Source organism: Olivibacter domesticus (assembly GCF_900109575.1).
Taxonomy (GTDB): domain Bacteria; phylum Bacteroidota; class Bacteroidia; order Sphingobacteriales; family Sphingobacteriaceae; genus Olivibacter; species Olivibacter domesticus.
This window is the reverse complement of sequence record NZ_FOAF01000002.1, coordinates 385,897-405,041: the sequence shown is the minus strand read 5'-3', so window position 1 is coordinate 405,041 and position 19,145 is coordinate 385,897. Positions and strand designations below refer to the sequence as shown.

Annotated in this window: 15 protein-coding genes and 1 tRNA gene; 12 read left to right on the top strand and 4 right to left on the bottom strand. The window is 38.5% G+C overall.

Going from position 1 to position 19,145, the window contains the following annotated elements; translation table 11 throughout:
* Positions 1-26: 26 nt before the first annotated feature.
* The 4 genes from BMY50_RS12325 to BMY50_RS12310 all read left to right on the top strand — a co-directional run bounded on the left by BMY50_RS12325 (position 27) and on the right by BMY50_RS12310 (position 4,218).
* A complete protein-coding gene (locus BMY50_RS12325) occupies positions 27-1,529 on the top strand; it encodes a GH3 auxin-responsive promoter family protein (protein ID WP_093324635.1) in 1,503 nt (500 codons plus the stop codon).
* Positions 1,525-2,706 carry a 1-deoxy-D-xylulose-5-phosphate reductoisomerase gene (locus BMY50_RS12320; RefSeq protein WP_093325782.1) on the top strand — a complete coding sequence of 394 codons (1,182 nt, stop codon included), beginning with the start codon at positions 1,525-1,527 and terminating at the stop codon, positions 2,704-2,706. Before BMY50_RS12325 ends, BMY50_RS12320 begins: the two co-directional genes overlap by 5 nt.
* Before the next feature lie 4 nt (positions 2,707-2,710).
* Complete coding sequence (rseP, locus tag BMY50_RS12315) at positions 2,711-4,051, top strand: RIP metalloprotease RseP (protein WP_093324633.1); 1,341 nt, start codon at positions 2,711-2,713, stop codon at positions 4,049-4,051.
* 87 nt (positions 4,052-4,138) lie between these two features.
* Positions 4,139-4,218: transfer RNA gene (locus BMY50_RS12310), tRNA-Leu, on the top strand.
* Positions 4,219-4,544: 326 nt separating this feature from the next.
* On the opposite strand, the gene BMY50_RS12305 is transcribed toward BMY50_RS12310, so the two are convergent.
* Positions 4,545-6,347 (bottom strand): helix-turn-helix transcriptional regulator, encoded by a 1,803-nt coding sequence (locus tag BMY50_RS12305; protein WP_093324631.1) that lies wholly within the window; start codon positions 6,345-6,347, stop codon positions 4,545-4,547.
* A gap of 237 nt (positions 6,348-6,584) precedes the next feature.
* Between BMY50_RS12305 and BMY50_RS12300 the strand changes: the two genes are divergently transcribed.
* The 5 genes from BMY50_RS12300 (at position 6,585) to BMY50_RS12280 (ending at position 12,003) form a co-directional block, all read left to right on the top strand.
* Positions 6,585-6,911, top strand: coding sequence for an import component protein (locus BMY50_RS12300; protein WP_093324629.1), 327 nt, complete (start codon positions 6,585-6,587; stop codon positions 6,909-6,911).
* A gap of 161 nt (positions 6,912-7,072) precedes the next feature.
* Entirely contained in the window at positions 7,073-7,759 is a 687-nt protein-coding gene (locus BMY50_RS12295; RefSeq protein ID WP_093324627.1) for a hypothetical protein, read from the top strand.
* A gap of 1 nt (position 7,760) precedes the next feature.
* On the top strand, positions 7,761-8,315 hold the full coding sequence (locus tag BMY50_RS12290; protein ID WP_093324625.1) for a hypothetical protein: 555 nt from the start codon (positions 7,761-7,763) through the stop codon (positions 8,313-8,315).
* Between the two features lie 57 nt (positions 8,316-8,372).
* Entirely contained in the window at positions 8,373-9,005 is a 633-nt protein-coding gene (locus BMY50_RS12285) for a hypothetical protein (RefSeq protein ID WP_093324623.1), read from the top strand.
* Between the two features lie 382 nt (positions 9,006-9,387).
* The gene (locus BMY50_RS12280; protein ID WP_238383744.1) at positions 9,388-12,003 is read left to right on the top strand and encodes an alpha-L-arabinofuranosidase C-terminal domain-containing protein; all 2,616 of its coding nucleotides are present in this window, start codon (positions 9,388-9,390) and stop codon (positions 12,001-12,003) included.
* Between the two features lie 112 nt (positions 12,004-12,115).
* Here BMY50_RS12280 and BMY50_RS12275 read toward each other — a convergent pair whose 3' ends face one another.
* Positions 12,116-12,925 carry an AraC family transcriptional regulator gene (locus BMY50_RS12275; RefSeq protein ID WP_093324621.1) on the bottom strand — a complete coding sequence of 270 codons (810 nt, stop codon included), beginning with the start codon at positions 12,923-12,925 and terminating at the stop codon, positions 12,116-12,118.
* An 80-nt stretch (positions 12,926-13,005) separates the two neighbouring features.
* On the opposite strand from BMY50_RS12275, the gene BMY50_RS12270 reads away from it, so the two are divergent.
* Positions 13,006-14,061, top strand: a complete 1,056-nt coding sequence (locus tag BMY50_RS12270) for an SDR family oxidoreductase (RefSeq protein WP_093324619.1) — start codon at positions 13,006-13,008, stop codon at positions 14,059-14,061.
* 21 nt (positions 14,062-14,082) lie between these two features.
* Here BMY50_RS12270 and BMY50_RS12265 read toward each other — a convergent pair whose 3' ends face one another.
* The gene (locus BMY50_RS12265; RefSeq protein WP_093324617.1) at positions 14,083-14,991 is read right to left on the bottom strand and encodes a hypothetical protein; all 909 of its coding nucleotides are present in this window, start codon (positions 14,989-14,991) and stop codon (positions 14,083-14,085) included.
* A gap of 238 nt (positions 14,992-15,229) precedes the next feature.
* Complete coding sequence (locus tag BMY50_RS12260; RefSeq protein WP_093324615.1) at positions 15,230-16,498, bottom strand: hemolysin family protein; 1,269 nt, start codon at positions 16,496-16,498, stop codon at positions 15,230-15,232.
* A gap of 779 nt (positions 16,499-17,277) precedes the next feature.
* On the opposite strand from BMY50_RS12260, the gene BMY50_RS12255 reads away from it, so the two are divergent.
* Both BMY50_RS12255 and BMY50_RS12250 read left to right on the top strand, forming a co-directional pair.
* A complete protein-coding gene (locus tag BMY50_RS12255; RefSeq protein WP_093324613.1) occupies positions 17,278-17,856 on the top strand; it encodes an RNA polymerase sigma-70 factor in 579 nt (192 codons plus the stop codon).
* A 115-nt stretch (positions 17,857-17,971) separates the two neighbouring features.
* The gene (locus BMY50_RS12250; protein ID WP_093324611.1) at positions 17,972-19,012 is read left to right on the top strand and encodes a FecR family protein; all 1,041 of its coding nucleotides are present in this window, start codon (positions 17,972-17,974) and stop codon (positions 19,010-19,012) included.
* The last annotated feature ends 133 nt before the right edge of the window (positions 19,013-19,145 follow it).

The window sequence follows — 19,145 nt, the reverse complement described above, 5'->3', positions numbered from 1 at the left end:
GAATTCAATCGGCTATCAACGGTATTATGGGATTAAAAGCTGCGATGAGCAAACCTTTCGCTGCAATAGTGGCGAGGAAAATTGATAAATGGAAATATAATGCTGTGAAAACGCAAAAAATCGTGCTGAAAGAGCTCTTGCAGCAAGCTCAGGATACTGCTTTTGGTAGGGACCATAATTTTTCAACAATTCGATCATACAATGATTTTAAAAAGAATGTACCTATAAGAGATTATGAGGCATTACGTCCCTATATTGATCGGGTAGTTGCGGGAGAATCGAATATTCTTTGGCCTGGTAAACCACTTTATTTAGCTAAGACATCAGGTACGACCTCAGGTGTCAAATATATTCCTTTAACAAAAGAATCAATGCCCGAGCATATTAATGCCGCCAGGGATGCATTACTTAGTTATATACACGAGACGGGTAACACAGCCTTTGTTAATGGGAAAATGATTTTTTTACAGGGAAGTCCGGAAATGAAAGAGCGAAATGGTATTAAGATTGGACGACTTTCGGGCATTGTCGCGCATTATATCCCTTCTTATTTACAAAAAAACAGGTTACCAAGTTATGAGACAAACTGTATAGACGACTGGGAAACAAAAGTAGAGGCAATTGTGGAAGAAACGTTGCAGGAGGATATGCGTCTTATTTCGGGTATTCCACCATGGGTTCAAATGTATTTTGAAAGACTGTCGGCAAGAGCTAATGGAAAAAAGATTAAGGATATCTTTAGGAACTTTAGTCTTTTTGTACATGGAGGAGTGAATTTTCAACCCTATAGTGCTAGGATCGAGGAAATGATTGGGAAAAAGATAGACGACATAGAAACTTATCCTTCCTCGGAAGGGTTTATTGCGTATCAGGATTCGCAGCAGGAGAAGGGAATGCTGCTCCTATGTAAGGCGGGAATTTTTTTTGAGTTTGTTCCTGTCAATGAAATTTTCAGTAAAAACCCCACGAGATTGGGATTGAATGAAGTCGAACTGGACGTTAATTATGCGGTAATACTAAATACAAATGCGGGGCTATGGGGATACAATTTAGGTGATACAATAAAATTTGTTTCCCTCAATCCTTTTCGTATTATTGTTTCTGGTAGAATAAAACACTATATTTCGGCATTTGGCGAGCATGTTATAGGAGAAGAGGTTGAATATGCTTTGTTAAGCGTGGCTAACCAAGAAGGTGTCGAAATTTCTGAGTTTACAGTAGCTCCCCAGGTGAATCCGGGAGCGGGACAACTTCCTTATCATGAATGGTTTGTGGAGTTTGGAAAGGCACCGTTAAATTTAGAGCATTTTAGACGCAAAGTAGATCAAGCATTGCAACATAAAAATACTTATTATTTTGATCTGATAGAAGGCAAAGTATTGCAACCGTTGATTATTCGATCGATGAAAAAGGACGCTTTTATAAATTATATGCGATCTTTGGGTAAATTAGGGGGTCAGAATAAGTTGCCTCGTTTAGCAAATGATAGGTCTATTGCTGACCATATACAACATTACATAAGTGATTAAAAAAAGAATAGCCATATTAGGCTCTACAGGGAGTATAGGTACACAAACCCTAGCCGTAGTAAGAGAACACGCAGCGCTTTTTGAGATAGAGGTGCTTACAGCGGGTAGCAATGCCGAATTGTTAATTGCGCAAGCCAAAGAGTTTTCGCCGAAGGCAGTTGTCATTACCGATGAACGAAAGTACGAACTTGTCAAAGCGTCTCTAAAATCGCTAGAAATAGCTGTATATGGCGGTCAAGAAGCCTTGAGTGAAGTTGTTCAAAGAGAGCACGTAGATGTTGTATTAACTGCTTTGGTAGGGTTTGTAGGGTTAAAGCCCACCATGTCGGCCATAAAGGCCGGAAAGGATGTCGCCTTAGCAAATAAAGAAACCTTGGTGGTAGCGGGCGAACTGATAATGGACCTGGCTAAGAAACATGATGTTAAAATTTTGCCAGTTGACTCGGAGCATTCAGCGATTTTTCAGTGCTTAGTAGGAGAAAGCAACAATCCTATAGAGAAAATCTATCTTACAGCCTCAGGGGGGCCTTTTAGAGGAAAGGACATCGCATACTTATCTACCATTACCAAAAAGGAAGCGCTCAAGCACCCCAATTGGATAATGGGCCAGAAAATCACCATTGATTCTGCTTCTCTAATGAATAAGGGGCTGGAAGTAATTGAGGCGAAATGGCTTTTTAATCTTCAGGTTGAACAAATAGACGTAGTCGTACATCCTCAATCAATCGTCCATTCATTGGTACAGTTCGAAGATGGTTCTTTAAAAGCGCAAATGGGTCTTCCTGATATGAAATTACCTATTCAATATGCATTGAGCTATCCGGAACGGTTGCCGAGCAATTTTGAGCGCTTTGATTTTCTACAATATCCGAACCTCTCTTTTGAAAGACCTGATATGGACACTTTTGCAAATCTTGCACTGGCTTTTGCATCTATAAAAAAAGGGGGAAATATGCCATGCATACTTAACGCTGCCAATGAAGTAGCAGTGGCAGCATTTTTGAACGATCAAATAGGCTTTGTGGAGATGAGTGTGGTAATTGGTGAAACATTGGAAAAAATACCTTTCATTGACAGCCCTACTCTTGACGACTACCTAGCGATTGACGAAGCTGGAAGGGTTTGTGCCAAAGAATTAGTAACAAAGAAGAAAAAAATATATCAAATAGAAAAATAAAAGAATGAGTGGATTAGTTATGGCGGGCCAATTATTACTTGGCTTGTCAATTTTGATTGTTTTGCATGAGTTAGGACACTTTTTAGCTGCTCGTGCATTTGGGATAAAAGTGGAGAAGTTTTATCTTTTTTTTGATGCCTGGGGAGTAAAACTCTTTAAGTTTACGTATAAGGGATGTGAATATGGTATTGGATGGTTACCGCTCGGTGGCTACGTGAAGATTGCGGGAATGATTGACGAATCAATGGATACCGAACAATTAAAAGGAGAACCACAACCTTGGGAATTTAGATCAAAGCCAGCGTGGCAGCGACTAATTGTCATGTTAGCAGGTATTATTGTCAATATTATTTTAGGTATTTTTATTTTTTGGATGCTAACCCTTCGTTATGGTGAGACGTTTATTCCAAACGATCGCTTAGCAGATGGTTTGGCGCCAGGCGTTATCGGTAAGGCGATAGGGCTCAAAAGTGGGGATTTAATTACAGCTATTGATGGGGAGCGAGTGGTGCGTTTTGAAGATGTCAGAAGTCCCAAAGTGTTACTTGGTAATACAAAATTAACCGTTTCACGTAACGGAGAACTGGTTGATTTAACGGTTCCTGGTGATATATTAAATGAGGTGTCGGATTTAGGTATCGATGAATTTGTTATTCCACGTTTCAGAATTACCCATATTGAACAGATAAAAAAGGGCGGCATTGCAGAAAAGGCTGGTTTAAAAGCAGGAGACAGCTTAGTATCTATAAACCAACAGCCTATTGTTTTCTGGGATCAGATGTCGGATGAGCTATTGGCCAGTAAGAACAAAGAAGCATCCATTACCTTTTCAAGGAATGGCAAATTAGATACACTGCAGGTGAAGCTGGGTGCAGAAGGTGAGTTGGGAATATACACGGGAAGAGATATTAGCCGCATTCCGCAAGAGCAGATCAAATATTCCTTTCTAGAAGCCTTGCCGATAGGTGCTTCTAAAGCATGGGGTTCTCTAACCGATAATGCAAAAGCTTTAGGGAAGGTGGTAACAGGACAGGTAAAGGCAAATAAAGCATTATCCGGGCCTGTTGGAATAGCAAGGATGTTTGGAGGAGAAGTGGATTGGGTGAAGTTTTGGAGCTTAGTAGGTCTTTTATCAATGGCGTTGGCACTTATGAATGTATTGCCAATACCGGCACTGGATGGCGGGCATGCAATCTTTCTCATTGTTGAGATGATTAAAGGTAAACCCTTAAGTGATAAATTTATGGAAAGGGCACAGGTAGTAGGTTTTGTTATAATCGTTGCCTTGATGATTTTTGCATTAGGTAATGACCTTATAAAGGCTTTTAGCGACAAACTTCCTTAAATAAACAACCACCAAATAAATTTTAAAATTTATTTGGTGGTTGTTTATTTAACAGATATATTTGCGTCCCCTTAGCGGAATAATGATGCCCAGATGGCGGAATTGGTAGACGCGCTAGTCTCAAACACTAGTGGGAAACCGTGCCGGTTCGATCCCGGCTCTGGGTACAAACCCGGATTGAGAGCTTGAAAAAGTTTTTAATCCGGGTTTTTTAGTTTTTAAGCTATTGTTAATAAGATGAGAGCCTCCTTTTAAGCCTGACATGACTGAACGTAAATGAACTTTTTCTCCTGAAACTAAAAGACCTTCCATATCAATGTACAAATCATGAGATGCTATTCCATTTTTTGTACCGATCGGTGTTCGTCACGCATCAATGCCTTCGCCATAAAACCATCTACCTGGCCTGCTACCAAAGGACCAACTGGGTCAAGTGGGGCATAAAGGGCAGCAGTTTCGATCTTATTGCCTCACAACCTCAGGTCAGCGAATACTACTCACCTAAAAAAACTTCCAGATCATCTTCTTTTCCCAATCCGAATTTCTGCTTCAACCGGTACTTGGACATCCGAACGCTCTGTGGTTCTATATGTAGCACTTGTGCTATCTGCTTAGTGGTCATTTTGAGATAAATATAGGTACAGTATCTCAGATCCAGTGGGGTTAGTTTCTGTACGGCTTTTTCACTTAACCTGTTGAAGAAATCGGGATGCAACTCCTGCACTTGCATCTTGATTTCTTCAAAATCAGATTGGAGTAACATTTCTTCTTTGATCAGCTTTTGAATATGACTGGCTTCTCCTGTCTGTATCTTTTCCTGTATCTGTTTGAGCGTATTGTTTTTACGGTCAATGATCAACGAATTTGCCAGTGCTTCTTTTTCCAATTGCTGCTTTCGGATGTCCAATAATTCCTGCTCAGCTTTTAAGCGTGCCTGTTCTTCGTGTTCTAATTTCAATAGCATTTGTGCGTGCAGTTCGGCATCATCTTTTTCCTGTGCCAATTTTTTCTCCCGTTCAATGGAATACCGAAGCTTGAAGTGGTAGGATATAAACATGAATATCAGCCCAATAAGTAATGTAAAGGCGATACCACCATAAAGGTAGTTTTGCCTGCGGCGGAAATCTTCCCGTTGTTTTGATAGCTTCAGTTCTTGGTCTTTCTTTGCGGTTTCATATTGTATCTCCAGTTTCTGTGCGTTGAAGAGCTGCTGTTCGTTAAATGACCTTTTGAGCAGTTCCTCCGCTCTTTGCTGATAAGAAAATGCAGTCCTAGGATCGTTCCTCTTCAGCGAAAGGTCTGCGAGCTCCTTATTGATCGCATACTCCAGCCTAAAATAATTACCGCTGGAATTCATTAACTGGCTCAGCCCGCGCAATAGATATTGCTCGGAAAGCTGTAGATCTCCCTGCTTTTTGGCAAAACTGCTCCTGATGCCAAAAATGTTGCCCCATTTTTCGGAGGTAGCCTTTTTACGGATCATTTTTTCTTCCGCCAGATCGAGGTAGTCAAACGCTCTTTGTTGTCGTGTAGAAAGAGACTCGTCCGAAAAATCCAGGTAATGATTAGCCAGATTGATGCAGGTAATCACGAAGGTATTACCGCTTATCTTTTCGGGATACTGCTTCAATAACTCGTATGAAGTCTTCAAGTAATGAAAACTGCTGTCGAGCAGGGCATGCTGTTTGTCCTTTCGATAACGTGTCAGGAACATACTGGAAATTCCGTTGCTGATGTTGACCTGAAGGTTGACATTATTTGCTTTTATGGCACAATAACGGGCCTTGTGGATATAATGCTCCATTTTATCACTGTCATCCCATTTACTATAAGCTCCGTACAACAAATAATTCAGATGATATTTGGTAGCAAGGTCCTCATCGGTGTTTTCTACCTGCTTTAACCCTTCCAGAGCATCTTTCACCACTGCATCCGGCATATCCATCCTGTTATTGAGAAACGCTTTGGCACGATAAGCAACCGCCATTGCTGTCTTGCTTTTTGCTTTTTGAGCATTTTTCATACTCAGGTCAGCAAGCTTCTTGGCTAAAAGCAAGCTGTCCATAGAAACGTATATGCCGCTCTGATAAGCATACAGATATGCAAGATCAACAGGTAATGCGGTAATATTTATGCTGGAATCCAGTAATTTACTCGCCTCCAATGATCGGTTTTGTAATTGATACTCATCGAACTCATCCAATATCTTCTTTGTGGAAGATTGTATATGTTGTGCTTTAACGGACGAACAGAGCAACAATATTATAATGTGATATAGGGCAAATCTTATTTTCATGCTTCTTTCTATCTACAGTCAGAAACAAAATAATGAAAAAAGCAGACCATATCCGAATTATTCCCTGTTAAAATAGCTTAGTGATATAGGTGTAATGTATTGATATTCAAATGTTTTAATTTCATGTAGATACTTTGTATATACATCTATAAATCGTGTAGATGCTATGTGAAGGATTGAATAGGTCTTGTCTTCCTGGTTATGCTGATTTTTGAATTAATAAATTTTTAAAAAATTATGAACCCGAAAGTACAATCTATTTTAAGTTATCTTGGCATTTTATGGCTGGTAGCTTTTTTTGCCGGAAAAGAGCAACGAAACGATTTGAGTAAATATCATCTGAAACAAGGATTGGGATTGCTGATCATTGCATTGATTTTTAATACGATAGTAGGTGTTGTGTTGATGATAATTCCTTCTTTGGGCACTATACTCAGTGCTGTCAGTATCATTTTCTTGATTTTAATGGTATTGGGTATCATCACCGCTGCCAATGAAGTAAAAAAGCCTCTACCGGTTATCGGAAAACTGTTCGAAGACAAATTTGATTTTATTGACAAATAAGATAATTATTATGAGAAGTAATTTTTTATTCGTGTCAAGCATGGTTTTGGTGCTTGCGTCTTGTAATAAAGAGGATAATAAGCTAGAGGATGATCCATTCAATTGGGAAATGATTAACAGGCATTCAAACAAATCGTTAAACGAAATAAATACAAATTAGTATGTTTTTTTTAATTAATAAAATAGAACAAGGTGCCCATCATGCCGATGGGCTTCAAAATCCAAAGACCCCAAACAACCCTATGGTATTGGGTGTTTATCGGACATTGATGAGAACAGCCATTTGTTCGGTCTATTCCAAAAAAGCGTATGGTGAATTTTGGGACGATGTAGCGCGGAAGAAAATTTCCCGACGCTACTGGACATCGGAGATGAAGACCTTCGCTACGCATAAAGTAGCCGAAGCACCCAAACCACCCTTTATATTCAAATTGACTATCGTAGGTTGGATATTTATATTGCTGATCATCGCATTCTTTGGCTATCTGACCTATGAAAGTGTCAAACCTCCTTTACCCAAACCTGCCGAATACGTGGCCATGGATCAAGCTCCGGCGGAAGGTGATATCTATTTCGGCAATTATGAAATCTATAAAGAAAAAGGAAATCCGATGGGTGCAGAAATCCGTTTTGGATGGTTTAAAGTACTCAAGGTGGATGGTGATCTTTATCATATCGCGAAGTCGACCGAGATGAACAGAGGCCATAAATCAAAAGAAAAGCTCAACAGTACGGATTTTGAAACAGAAAGTATGCCTTTGGTGAAATTAAAGGAGCAGACGGGCTATAACATACGTTTCATATCAGACGATGACCTGACGGAAATATACATTACAGACAAAAAGTAAGATGACAACAAAGAAAATTATGGGCATTATTGCATTGGTCATCGTTGGGGGGATTGGTTTTCTTATCTTTATCATTTATGCAACAGTAAAGACCAAATCCACCAATCTCAATAAGTATGAGCCATTCAAAGAATGGATCGGACAGACCGTTCTGCTTACTAGGGAAACGGTTTTATTCGAGGAAAAACTTAGATCGAACGAAAATAGTCAATACCCCTACACTTTGTTGGACAGCCTGCATCCGAAATGGCAGTATGCACAAGAGCAGAAAAATATCGGAGATATTGAAGAGATTGTTAAATTTCCGGCGTGTACAACCTTGAAACTGGAAAATGCCATTCAATATACCAATGGCGTATCCGGATCGTCCTATCCCACCATATTCGGAACGATAACAGTCAATGGGAACACATACAAAACAGGTTACCAATGGGGAACAATGGATATCGGAAAAAGCTTTGACAAGATCGAAAAATGTTGGCAGTTTAATCAGGCACCATGGCAGGATGTACAGGATACGACCTTTTATGCTTTGCCTACAGCTAATTTCTGGTAAAAGAGTAAAAGTTGAAAAGAGTAAAAAAATTATAGCATTCTAAAACATTTCACACGTATGAATCCGATAAACATTTTGTTTTTTGCAATTGCTTCCATTATCGGAATGGAAGATGCTAGTATTGTTAGCCGAAAAGTGAGCATTACAATTAATCCTGTTGACAAAACCTTTGAAATTCTTCAGGAAGACCTTTTTTCGATTATTATATTAACGGATGATAGCTTAATGGTAGCAAATGAATTACGAAAAATAGCAGAATTCTGCACGAATGTTAAACAGAAAAACTTTAATGGTCTGACTGTAGAAAAGATAATTTTAAACAAGCATAACCAACAGTTGAATGCTGCTTTAAAAGGTAGTTACACTGATCCGAAAGTACTTGCTGAAGCCGGGATTTATTTTGATACTGAAACAGATGAATTTAGCATGATAAATATCCCCGAGTGGAATATGCGTTCGTCTGATTCCATCTTGAAGGATGATACTTGGATCTGGACAGCGCACAAGTCAGTTACTTTTGTAATGGAACCTTTTGAAAACATTCCGGACGAGTATCTTGAACATCGACGGAGTATGTTGCCGTACTGGAAACGATGGCAGGAAAGTCAACCAAAAATTGATTATCTGTCCAAGAACAGCCAATTAGATTTATGTTTCTTTAATTCTTTTCTAATTTCTGAGTCTTTCTAAGCCACAGAGAGGATAACGGAAAAATATAAAATTTATCGGAAGCGATCCTTTTACATGTTGTTGGTAATGCCTTTTCATTTCATGATCCACATATTGATTAAAGTTCATCTTGATGTATGAAATAAGTTTATAGTACATTATACAAAACATCTGATATTTCGGTAATGATCGTCTTAGCTTACAAACATTGATAGGTTTCAAGAGCAATGAACAGATTGATGCCTTAACTGTACATGTAACGGAAATATAATTGCGATTGAAAGTAAATTTGTTTAAGTTTGAAAATAAATGTGTTAATAACACTTATAACATAAGCGGTTAAATAGCACTATTGTTAAAGACCTCACTGGGTCAGATTTATTTTTGCAAACCAATTTCTTGAATGATGATAAATCGATTGTTTTTTTTGATGTTTTGTTCACTGTTTCTTCCACTTACTACTTGGAGTTTTCATAGTGGTACTTCGTTGAAACCTGATTCTGCTTACCTGTTTGCTTATGCAAGTTTAAACGACGGCGGTAGAGCCGGTTTGCACTTTGCTTGGAGCACGGATAAACAAATATGGCATGCGATTGGACCAGACCACGGTTTTTTACGGTGCGACTATGGCCGTTGGGGAGCACAGAAACGGATGCTTAGACCGTTTGTTTATAGAGACGCCAACGGTATGTGGCATTGCGTTTGGTCGGTGAACGAAGAAGACAATGTGTTAGCGCATGCGCAATCGGAAGATCTGGTGAAATGGCAGCGACAATCTTATACCGAAATGATACAAGATGGGAACTGCTTAGACCCTATTGTATATAAGGATGCTTCGGGAAATACTACAATCGGCTGGCGCACTGAAAAGGAAGGGAAAATACAGTATTACAAAACTGCAACTTCCGATTTTAAAACCTATAGTAAGGCTGCTGTCATTGATACCTTACCCACCCATAGGGAGGAGATATATATAGGCAATAAGCGGGAAATCGGATCCATTAATAAAGTTGCTTGGGGAGAGATAGATGCTTTGCTGAATGCGCAAGCGTTGGCTGCGTACAAGTACACACTATGGTCCGAACAAACGAAAGACGATCATCAACGTTTTGCTTCGTTGGATTCTTTAAAGGCGGACATACATGTTCAAACGGGCGACCCACGTAAAATAAGTGATCTTTTAATGGGTGTTTTTTTTGAGGATATTAACTACGCAGCTGATGGCGGACTTTATGCTGAACTGGTGCAAAATAGAGGCTTTGAATATCGCCCGTCTGATAAGGAGGGGAAGGACGAAACATGGAATCATCAAACAGCTTGGAAGGTACAAGGTAAAGGTTCGCTCCATATTGATAGCGTGAGTCCTATTCATCCAAATAACAAGTTCTACGCTGTACTTGATCTTCCGTCAGTTGGTGCCGGTTTGCAAAACAAAGGTTTCGATGGTATTTCAATTAAGCAGGGAGCAACTTACCTCTGCTCGTTTTTTGCTCGCGCATTGAATGGTATAAAAACTGGTGTAGAGATTCGTCTGGTTGGCGACGATGGCACTGTTTATGGAAGTACTATTATAAAGGGCATTGCCGGTAATTGGAAGCAATACCAGGATAAGATTGTGGCAAATACATCGGCGGTATCCGCTACGTTAGAAGTAAAACCGCTAAAAGCTGGCACTTATGCTTTTGATTTGATATCGCTCTTTCCGGAGAGTACCTTTAAGAATAGAAAGAATGGATTGCGGGCTGATTTAGCTCAAGCTATTGCCGATATGCGACCACGGTTCGTCCGTTTCCCGGGCGGATGTGTGGCCCATGGCGATGGCTTGGAAAATATGTATCGCTGGAAGAATACGATTGGCCCCTTAGAGGAGCGTGTACCTCAGAGGAACTTGTGGGGTTACCATCAGTCTGCCGGTCTTGGTTATTTTGAATATTTCCAATTTTGCGAGGATATAGGCGCAGAGCCGCTACCAGTTGTGCCTGCAGCGGTACCTTGTCAAAATTCGGGAACGGGAGGGGCTGGACAGCAGGGAGGAATTCCTATGGAAGATATGGATGAATATATACAAGAGATTTTTGATTTGATAGAGTATGCCAACGGCGACAAGAACAGTATTTGGGGTAAAAAGCGTGCTGCCGCGGGACATCCTGAACCTTTTAACCTAAAATATATCGGTATAGGAAATGAAGATCTCATTACAGATGTATTTGAGGAACGCTTTCGCTTGATTTTTGCGGCTATGAAGAAGCGATATCCAGCGATTACTGTTATCGGTACCGTGGGGCCTAGTGCAGATGGAACAGATTACCGCGAAGGTTGGGAGCTTGCCGATGCGCTGGAAATTCCGATGGTAGATGAACATTATTATCAGTCGCCAGGTTGGTTTATCCATAATCAAGATTATTATGATCGCTATGACCGGTCAAAATCAAAGGTTTATTTAGGGGAGTATGCAGCTCATTTACCCGGAAGGCCTAATAATCTGGAAACTGCCCTAGCCGAAGCATTATATTTAACGTCTTTGGAACGGAATGGAGATGTCGTACATATGGCTTCTTATGCTCCTTTATTAGCGAAGGAGGGGCATACCCAGTGGAATCCAGATTTGATTTACTTTAATAATGAGGAAGTTAAGCCTACTGTTGGATATTACGTGCAACAACTGTATGGACAACATAGTGGTGATACCTATTTCTCTTCGGACATTGTACTTTCTGAATCCAAACCAGCCGTTAGCAAACGTTTTGGCGTGTCTGCTGTAAAAGAAGAAAAATCAGGAGATTTGATTTTGAAAATTGTAAACCTGTTACCTACGGAAGTGCAAACCAATATAGATTTTGGAGACAATATCGTATTAGACGAAGAGGCAACCAAAATTACGCTGAAAGGCGATCCTACCGATCTTAAATGTCAGCCAGTTGAAATAGGGGAGCAGGTCTCTAATAAGTTTAAAGTAGCGATTTCGCCCTACTCTTTTACGGTCTATAGAATAAAAACGAAAATGGGCGTTGGTAGCTAAATGTCCTAGTTGGATCCGATCGTAACCAATCAAATATCTCAAAAGAAGGTAGAAAACATTCTTCTGAAGGCTGGAAAAATTAAATTTTTCCAGCTTAAAAAATTGTTTTTCTTCAATTATTTTTAAGCAGTTTACTTATGTGACTTTCATCCGTCAACCCAAATTCAGCGGCAAGTTGTTTAAGGGTGAACCGTCCGCTGTGCAACCTTTTCCTGATCAAACTATTCCGATATTCGCCGATATATTTTCTAAGTGTGGTGCCCGTATTCCTTTTAAAATAAGGCCCCATATAGTCGCTCGTGATATGGAAATGCCTTGCCATCACGGCTGCCTTTAGATTTTCGGGATTGTAGATATGTTTGTGGATATAGCAAAAGATAGCCTGCATATCACGACTTCGGTTCATACTGGTTTTTATCTCCGGCAGGTTTCGCTGCAGGATCTCAGATAACGCAAGTACCTGCATCCAGATCACCTGCTCATTTCTCATCAAATCATTTTTAAGTGAAATAATTACTTCGAACAAAAGGTCTACAGTAGTCTGATCTACTGGAGAAAGGTTAAATCCTGAATGATGTGTTTCCCTGCTTTTGATGAGATACTCCAAGTGTTTTACCGTGCTATTTATGATATTGTGCTGATGTATATAGACATCGGTAAACTTAAGATAAATAAACCGTGTCTTTTCAATAACCTCAAAATAGTGTTCTTCTTCCGGCCCAAGCAAGAATACATTACCCTGTTGATACTTCATAGGCACGGAATTAATAAAGTGTATACCCGAACCATGCCTGATATAGATCAATTCATAATGATTGTGATTATGGACAGGGTGTTGCCATTTCAATACTTCAAAGTCTGAAATAAGGATGGGGGCAAATTGCTTATAACGTTTCATCATAGATAGATACAAATCTATCATAGTTTTATACAATAAACAACTGTTTCTTTCGCTGTACCTTTGTTTAAAATAGAAGATAAATCAAATTTAAAGTTAAGAATATGATAGCTAAAAATACAGCACTGGTAGTAGGCGCCAACGGTGTGATCGGGAGTAATCTGATTAAGCATCTCGAAGAACTGGGCGATTGGGAAATTATCGGACTTTCACGACGTGGTGGTGTGAACACGCAAAAAACCCAATATTTATCGGTTGACCTGCTTGATAAAGAAGATTGCAAAATAAAATTGCAATCGTTAACTACCGTCACGCATATTTTTTATGCTGCCTATCAAGATAAACCTTCCTGGGCAGAATTGGTGCCGCCAAATCTTGCTATGCTGGTGAATGTCGTAACCGAAATCGAACGTGTCGCAACGGGTTTGCAACATATCAGTTTAATGCAAGGCTACAAGGTTTACGGTGCACATTACGGGCCCTTTAAAACCCCAGCCAAAGAAAGTGATGCAGGACATATGCCACCAGAATTTAATGTTGATCAGCAACAGTATTTGGAAAAGCAGCAAGAAGGAAAGAAATGGAGTTGGTCGGCGCTAAGGCCATCAGTTGTTGCTGGAACCGCATTAGGAAATCCGATGAACCTCGTTTTGGTCATTGCCGTTTATGCAACGATATCTAAAGAATTGGGACTGCCCCTTCGATTTCCCGGTAAACCTGGCGCTTATGATAAATTAATGGACCTAACAGACGCCGGTTTATTGGCCAAAGCGACGGTTTGGGCGGCTACAGACCCTAAGTGTGCCAACCAAGCATTCAACATCACTAACGGTGATCTTATTCGTTGGAACGAATTCTGGCCAAAAATAGCCGCTTATTTTCATATGGATGTAGCACCGCCATTACACATGCCTTTACATACCGTTATGGCTGATAAAGCAACGGTGTGGGAGCAGATACAAGATAAATATAACTTAGAAAAACATAGCTTTCAGGAAGTATCGGCATGGGGTTTTGGTGATTTTGTTTTTTCTTGGGACTACGATTTTTTTTCGGATGGAACCAAGGCAAGGCGTATGGGTTTTTACGAATTTATGGATACAGAAAAAATGTTCTTTGATCTATTCGATGAATTAAAGGATAAGAAAATAATTCCTTAGATTAAAATTCAAAAGACGGGCTCAGCTCTTTGTATAAATCAATCGTGGTTCTTCTTTTGTTTTTTGTTTGCTTTTTTTACTCTTCTTTTTCTGCTCTTTGATAATAACATTTTCGATGTCTTTCAACTTGTTTTTAGTAGCTGTTGGGGCAGCAATCGCTTGTGCGATGGGGTGCCACTCTTCTCCAGTTCCTTTATTAGACATAGCTTCTGTTGTATGAAAGGCATGTAGAATACCAGAAGCATTGTATTTCTGGTCGATAACCGGTTTTAAATCTGTTAACCAGCCAGCTTGATAATAATGCAAGGAAAGTATCACGAAGATAACGGCGCCGGAAGGAAGATTCTTCTTAGATTCCCACTGAATAGAGGTTGTTTTAACTTCAAATTCTTTTGAATCTACAACCTGAAAATACTCATCCTTGAAGTTAAAAGCAATAGTGGATATTCTAATGCCTGCAGTGGCGTTTCTTTTTGAATTTAAAAAGGCGAAATCTTTATAAGGATCATCGATCGCTAGTTGAAAGAAAAGATTGCCCTGATCGTCTACATGCGAGAGGGGTTGTTTTTTCATCACCCGTTCAAAAGGTGCGTCCAAATTAAATTGAAACCCGCGTAGCTTATCTAAGCTGACGTCATGTAAGTCTCTATTGCCGATCACCTTTTCTGCAAGGTGCAAACAATTTCGGATTGCACCGGTAAATCGATTTAACATCCGTCCATCAGATGCATCTATCAGTGTATTGATTATTTTTCGTATAAATGCTGCTTGTGTGCTCGCTAAGCCAAATTCGTGTCCGGTTAATTTTGTTGCTTCCGTTTGCTCGAATTTTCGTGGCCGACTTTGAACTATTTGTGTGCCGCCACTCGAGCGGTAGACTAAAGGGCCAATTTTTCCATGTACATGCCCTTTCTTATCGTTTATTGCCATAATGTTTATAATCTGGTAAAGCCTGTTCTTGCTAATTGGAGAGCAACAGTATACTAAGTTATATATTTTTAGGTATATAACCCAATTTTTATGTGTTATAAATCCAATATTTAACTAAAATATATGGATTCATAACGGACTTACTATGGACTCACCACGGACTCATATATACATTGATCAGAATATATTTATAATTAAATGCAAATATAGACTAATGGTGCTCAGTAGCCTTGATCTACTATATCTTGGTAATAAGTACCTTGTCGATCCTCTGACCGTCCATGTCAACTACCTCGAGTTCATAATCTTTCCATCTAACTTTTTCTCCCGTTTTAGGGATGTGATTGGTTTGATGAATGACTAAACCGCCTACTGTTGTAAATCCTTCGGATTCTTTTTCTCCCTCTATCTGTAAATGTTCGAGTAGTTCAAAATAAGGAAACTGGCCATCTACCAGCCAGGAATTTTCATCTCTTACAGTAATCTGATATTCGTCTTCATCAATTTCTATTGTGTCACCAATCAATTCATCCGTCACATCATCCATCGTAATGATACCCTGTATGCTGCCATATTCATCTACTACAATGGCACTGTGAATTTTACTTTGTTTAAAGTGCTCCAATACACGATAGGCCGCCATATTTTCAGGAACATAAAGAGGTTTATTAAGATGTTGTTCGATATTAAAATCTTCTTCCGTAGACCTACTAAATAACTGTTTTAGCGAAATAAATCCTAGTAATTGATCAAGAGATTTATCACAAACAGGGTAGGCCGAATGGGGATTACTATTCACTTTCTCTTTAATCTTTAAAGAATCGTCCTTTTTATCCAACCATATCAGGTCACTTCGATGAGTCATTAATTCACTGGCCTTTCGATCTCCCAATGAGAAAACTCTCCTGACGATATCCTGTTCTATTTCTTGAATTTCTCCGCTTTCAGTACTTTGCCGAATGATCGCATTTATCTCGTCTTCAGTAGCGGTGCCATCTTGTTTTTCGTTAATGCCGAACAATCTCAGGAAAAGATCGTTCGTCTTTGCCAGCAGCCAGATTAAGGGTTTTGCTATAGCTGATAAGATCGTCATAGGTTGTGCAACAGCGGCCGATATTTTCTCAGGGAAATTCAATCCTATCCTTTTTGGTATCAGTTCGCCAAATACAATAGTAACATAAGTGATTATGACAACAACAAGGGTCACTGCTATAGAATCGGCATAGGGTGATAATATTGGTACCCGACTTATGATTCCGGTAAGATCATAAGTCAGCGTTTTTCCACTGAAAATACCTGTAAGGATGCCTATAAGTGTAATTCCAATCTGTACCGTGGAAAGAAAGGTATTTGGACTGTTCGCTAAGCCTAAAGCCCTCTCTGCATTTTTGTTTCCTTTATTTGCTTCACTTTCCAGCTTGAATTTACGAGAAGAAACCAAAGCAATTTCGCTCATAGAAAATATGCCATTGAGAAGTATCAGAAATAAAATTATTAAAATTTCCATTTTTCAATAAATATTATTGTCGGCCTAGATGCAAAATGCCTTTAGGCAATTTAACAAAAAAAACGATAGCTGGCAGATAAACAGATTAAAATCTATTAGGATTTGCTATTTGCTTGACAGTGTCGAAGTGGTGAATTTTTGTATAATAATTCACGTATTTTCTTATTAATGCACAATTTTATCTCATTTATAAAAGTATGCAATAAATACGTGTTTTGATAGTTAACTTTGTTTCATAATCTTGTGATTTTAACGATGTTTGATTAAATCTAGACATCTTCAAATAATTTCTACAGGTAATTACGGTTGGATACTACAATGAAAGTAGAATGCTGCTTATCTAGTGTTAGGTAAGCAGCTTTTTTTTTAGATTTTCTCACTGAAAAAAAATCATCCCTACTCTTGTTAAACTTACATACTATTCGGATTCTGGCGATACTTATTCTTATGAGACTAAGAAAGCGCAATTTTAATTTACCTAAGATCGGGTTTTTGAATAGTAAGCTGCTTAAGGGGTAGTTAGCAAAAGATAGACATGATCGTATTAACTCGCATTGATAAAATTTGATAATAATGTTTTTTTTTCAATATTTGCGAGAAGGTAAGAACTAAATTCTTCAAAGAATATCATTTACAGTATACGCTGACCAAATTATAAATTTTTTAAACATCGTAGGGTTTTTGGGTTTTAAGAAAATTGTTTTAAATACAATATAATACCTGTTGCAACAGATGGGTAAAGAATCGCTTAACTTACATGAATTGTCTAAAGCTTAATTATGCAAGATTTAACTAAGTTTTCTGATGAAAATCTTTTCAGGGCCTGCATTGATGGTAATGAAGCTTCATTTGAAGAACTATACAATCGATATTGGTATAAGCTCTATGCAGAGGCTTTTAAACGCCTTAGAAAGGCGGAAATAGCAGAAGAAATAATACAAGATTTATTTACAAGTATTTGGTTAAACCGTCAAAAAATTACCATACATAGCTCTATAAGTGGTTACCTGTTTACTTCGGTAAGATACTTGGTTTTAAGTTATCTTCAGAAGGAACTTGTGAGAAATAATTATAAATCTTATGTCAAAGGTAGTTTTAAAGATGTTGATAATTCTACTGAGATGATCATCTCATTTAATGAACTTCAAGAGCAGATAGAATCACATGTTCGATTGCTGCCCGAAAAGTGTAGATACATTTATGAATTGAGCAGGAAGGAATTTAAGACAAACAAAGAGATTGCTGATTTGCTTGGAATCTCTGAAAAAACTGTTGAAAACCAACTCACGAAAGCGCTTGGTAGATTAAAAATTGCCGTCAAAGCGCTAATTATATATGTTTTTCTACTCTTTTATTAATTCGCATAGTCATTTTAGATAAATATTTTAAAAAAAGATGTTTTTTTTAAAGATAGAGTAGGGGATACGCCCATGTTGCAAGACATATATTAACGAAGGCTTTAAGAGACCGAAGATGAAAGAAGAAATTTCCGAAGCGTTATTAAAAAGATATTTAGATAAAACGTGCAGTCCTGAAGAGGCGAGTATCGTTGAGGATTGGTATAAGTCGATCGGTGATAACTGGTCAAATTCGGAAATGAGTGCCTTAAGAAAACGTGATGATATACGCTTGCGTATGTTGCAGAATATAAAACATAAGTCGGGCATTTCTACTTCTGTAGCGAAGTCGACCGCTACTGAAATTCATAAGATACGATCTAATAGGTATTCCATTAGGTTATTTATGGGGGTGGCTGCATTATTCCTATTGGTGGTAGCAATCGTACTCTTTCAAGGGCAGTTAATGAATGTGCTTGGAATTTCTACAAAGGTAGTTTTGGTAGAAAATAAGACGAAAACCATCATGAAGCATAAACTACCCGACGGCAGTATCATTTGGTTAAATCCTAAATCTACTGTGGAATATTCAGCCAATTTTCAACAAGATGGAAGGGAATTATCCATGGCAGGTGAAATTTTCTTTGAAATAGCTAAAGATAAAAATAGACCCTTTATTATCAGTAGCGGTGCCTTAACAACGAAGGTGCTGGGTACCAGTTTTCGTATTAAAACTGATGAGCAGGCAGGAGAAGAAGTTTCTGTTATTACTGGAATGGTTTCCGTTAGTCAATCGCAAAGTCAAAATTTGCTTGAAAAAGCATTGGTACAGAAAGAGAGCCAAACACAGGAAGTATTATTAGTAGCCGATCAGAAAGTTTCTTTTAGTAAACAGAAAACGAAATTAGTTAAAGCAAAAGAAACAGAGGATTCTTCTGTAGGAATGTGGAGGCGAAAGAATATTTCTTTTGAAGACACGCCGTTAAAAGTAATTGTTGATACATTAAATAACGCGTTTAAGGTCCAAATAGAATTGAATGATACAAGATTAAACAACTACACCTTAACGGCCGACTTTAAACAACTTAATTTGCTTTCCATTATGGAAATAATGAGTCAATCGCTTAATCTGCAGTATGAGGTTTCCGGAGACAGAATACTGCTTAAAAAGAAATAAAAAACATCCATTTTCACCAGAATATTAAAAAATGCAGTCTATGAAAACTTAAACTACGCATTGTTAATTAACTAATATTTAATATTTAGTATTATATAGTTCAATTGTAATATTTTATATATATAAAATATCT

Coding starts and splice junctions, on each gene's coding strand:
- BMY50_RS12325 (WP_093324635.1), top strand. CDS start 27: ATGGGATTAAAAGCTGCGATGAGCAAACCTTTCGCTGCAATAGTGGCG.
- rseP (WP_093324633.1), top strand. CDS start 2,711: ATGAGTGGATTAGTTATGGCGGGCCAATTATTACTTGGCTTGTCAATT.
- BMY50_RS12305 (WP_093324631.1), bottom strand. CDS start 6,347: ATGAAAATAAGATTTGCCCTATATCACATTATAATATTGTTGCTCTGT.
- BMY50_RS12300 (WP_093324629.1), top strand. CDS start 6,585: ATGAACCCGAAAGTACAATCTATTTTAAGTTATCTTGGCATTTTATGG.
- BMY50_RS12295 (WP_093324627.1), top strand. CDS start 7,073: ATGTTTTTTTTAATTAATAAAATAGAACAAGGTGCCCATCATGCCGAT.
- BMY50_RS12290 (WP_093324625.1), top strand. CDS start 7,761: ATGACAACAAAGAAAATTATGGGCATTATTGCATTGGTCATCGTTGGG.
- BMY50_RS12285 (WP_093324623.1), top strand. CDS start 8,373: ATGAATCCGATAAACATTTTGTTTTTTGCAATTGCTTCCATTATCGGA.
- BMY50_RS12280 (WP_238383744.1), top strand. CDS start 9,388: ATGATGATAAATCGATTGTTTTTTTTGATGTTTTGTTCACTGTTTCTT.
- BMY50_RS12275 (WP_093324621.1), bottom strand. CDS start 12,925: ATGATAGATTTGTATCTATCTATGATGAAACGTTATAAGCAATTTGCC.
- BMY50_RS12270 (WP_093324619.1), top strand. CDS start 13,006: ATGATAGCTAAAAATACAGCACTGGTAGTAGGCGCCAACGGTGTGATC.
- BMY50_RS12265 (WP_093324617.1), bottom strand. CDS start 14,991: ATGGCAATAAACGATAAGAAAGGGCATGTACATGGAAAAATTGGCCCT.
- BMY50_RS12260 (WP_093324615.1), bottom strand. CDS start 16,498: ATGGAAATTTTAATAATTTTATTTCTGATACTTCTCAATGGCATATTT.
- BMY50_RS12255 (WP_093324613.1), top strand. CDS start 17,278: ATGCAAGATTTAACTAAGTTTTCTGATGAAAATCTTTTCAGGGCCTGC.
- BMY50_RS12250 (WP_093324611.1), top strand. CDS start 17,972: ATGAAAGAAGAAATTTCCGAAGCGTTATTAAAAAGATATTTAGATAAA.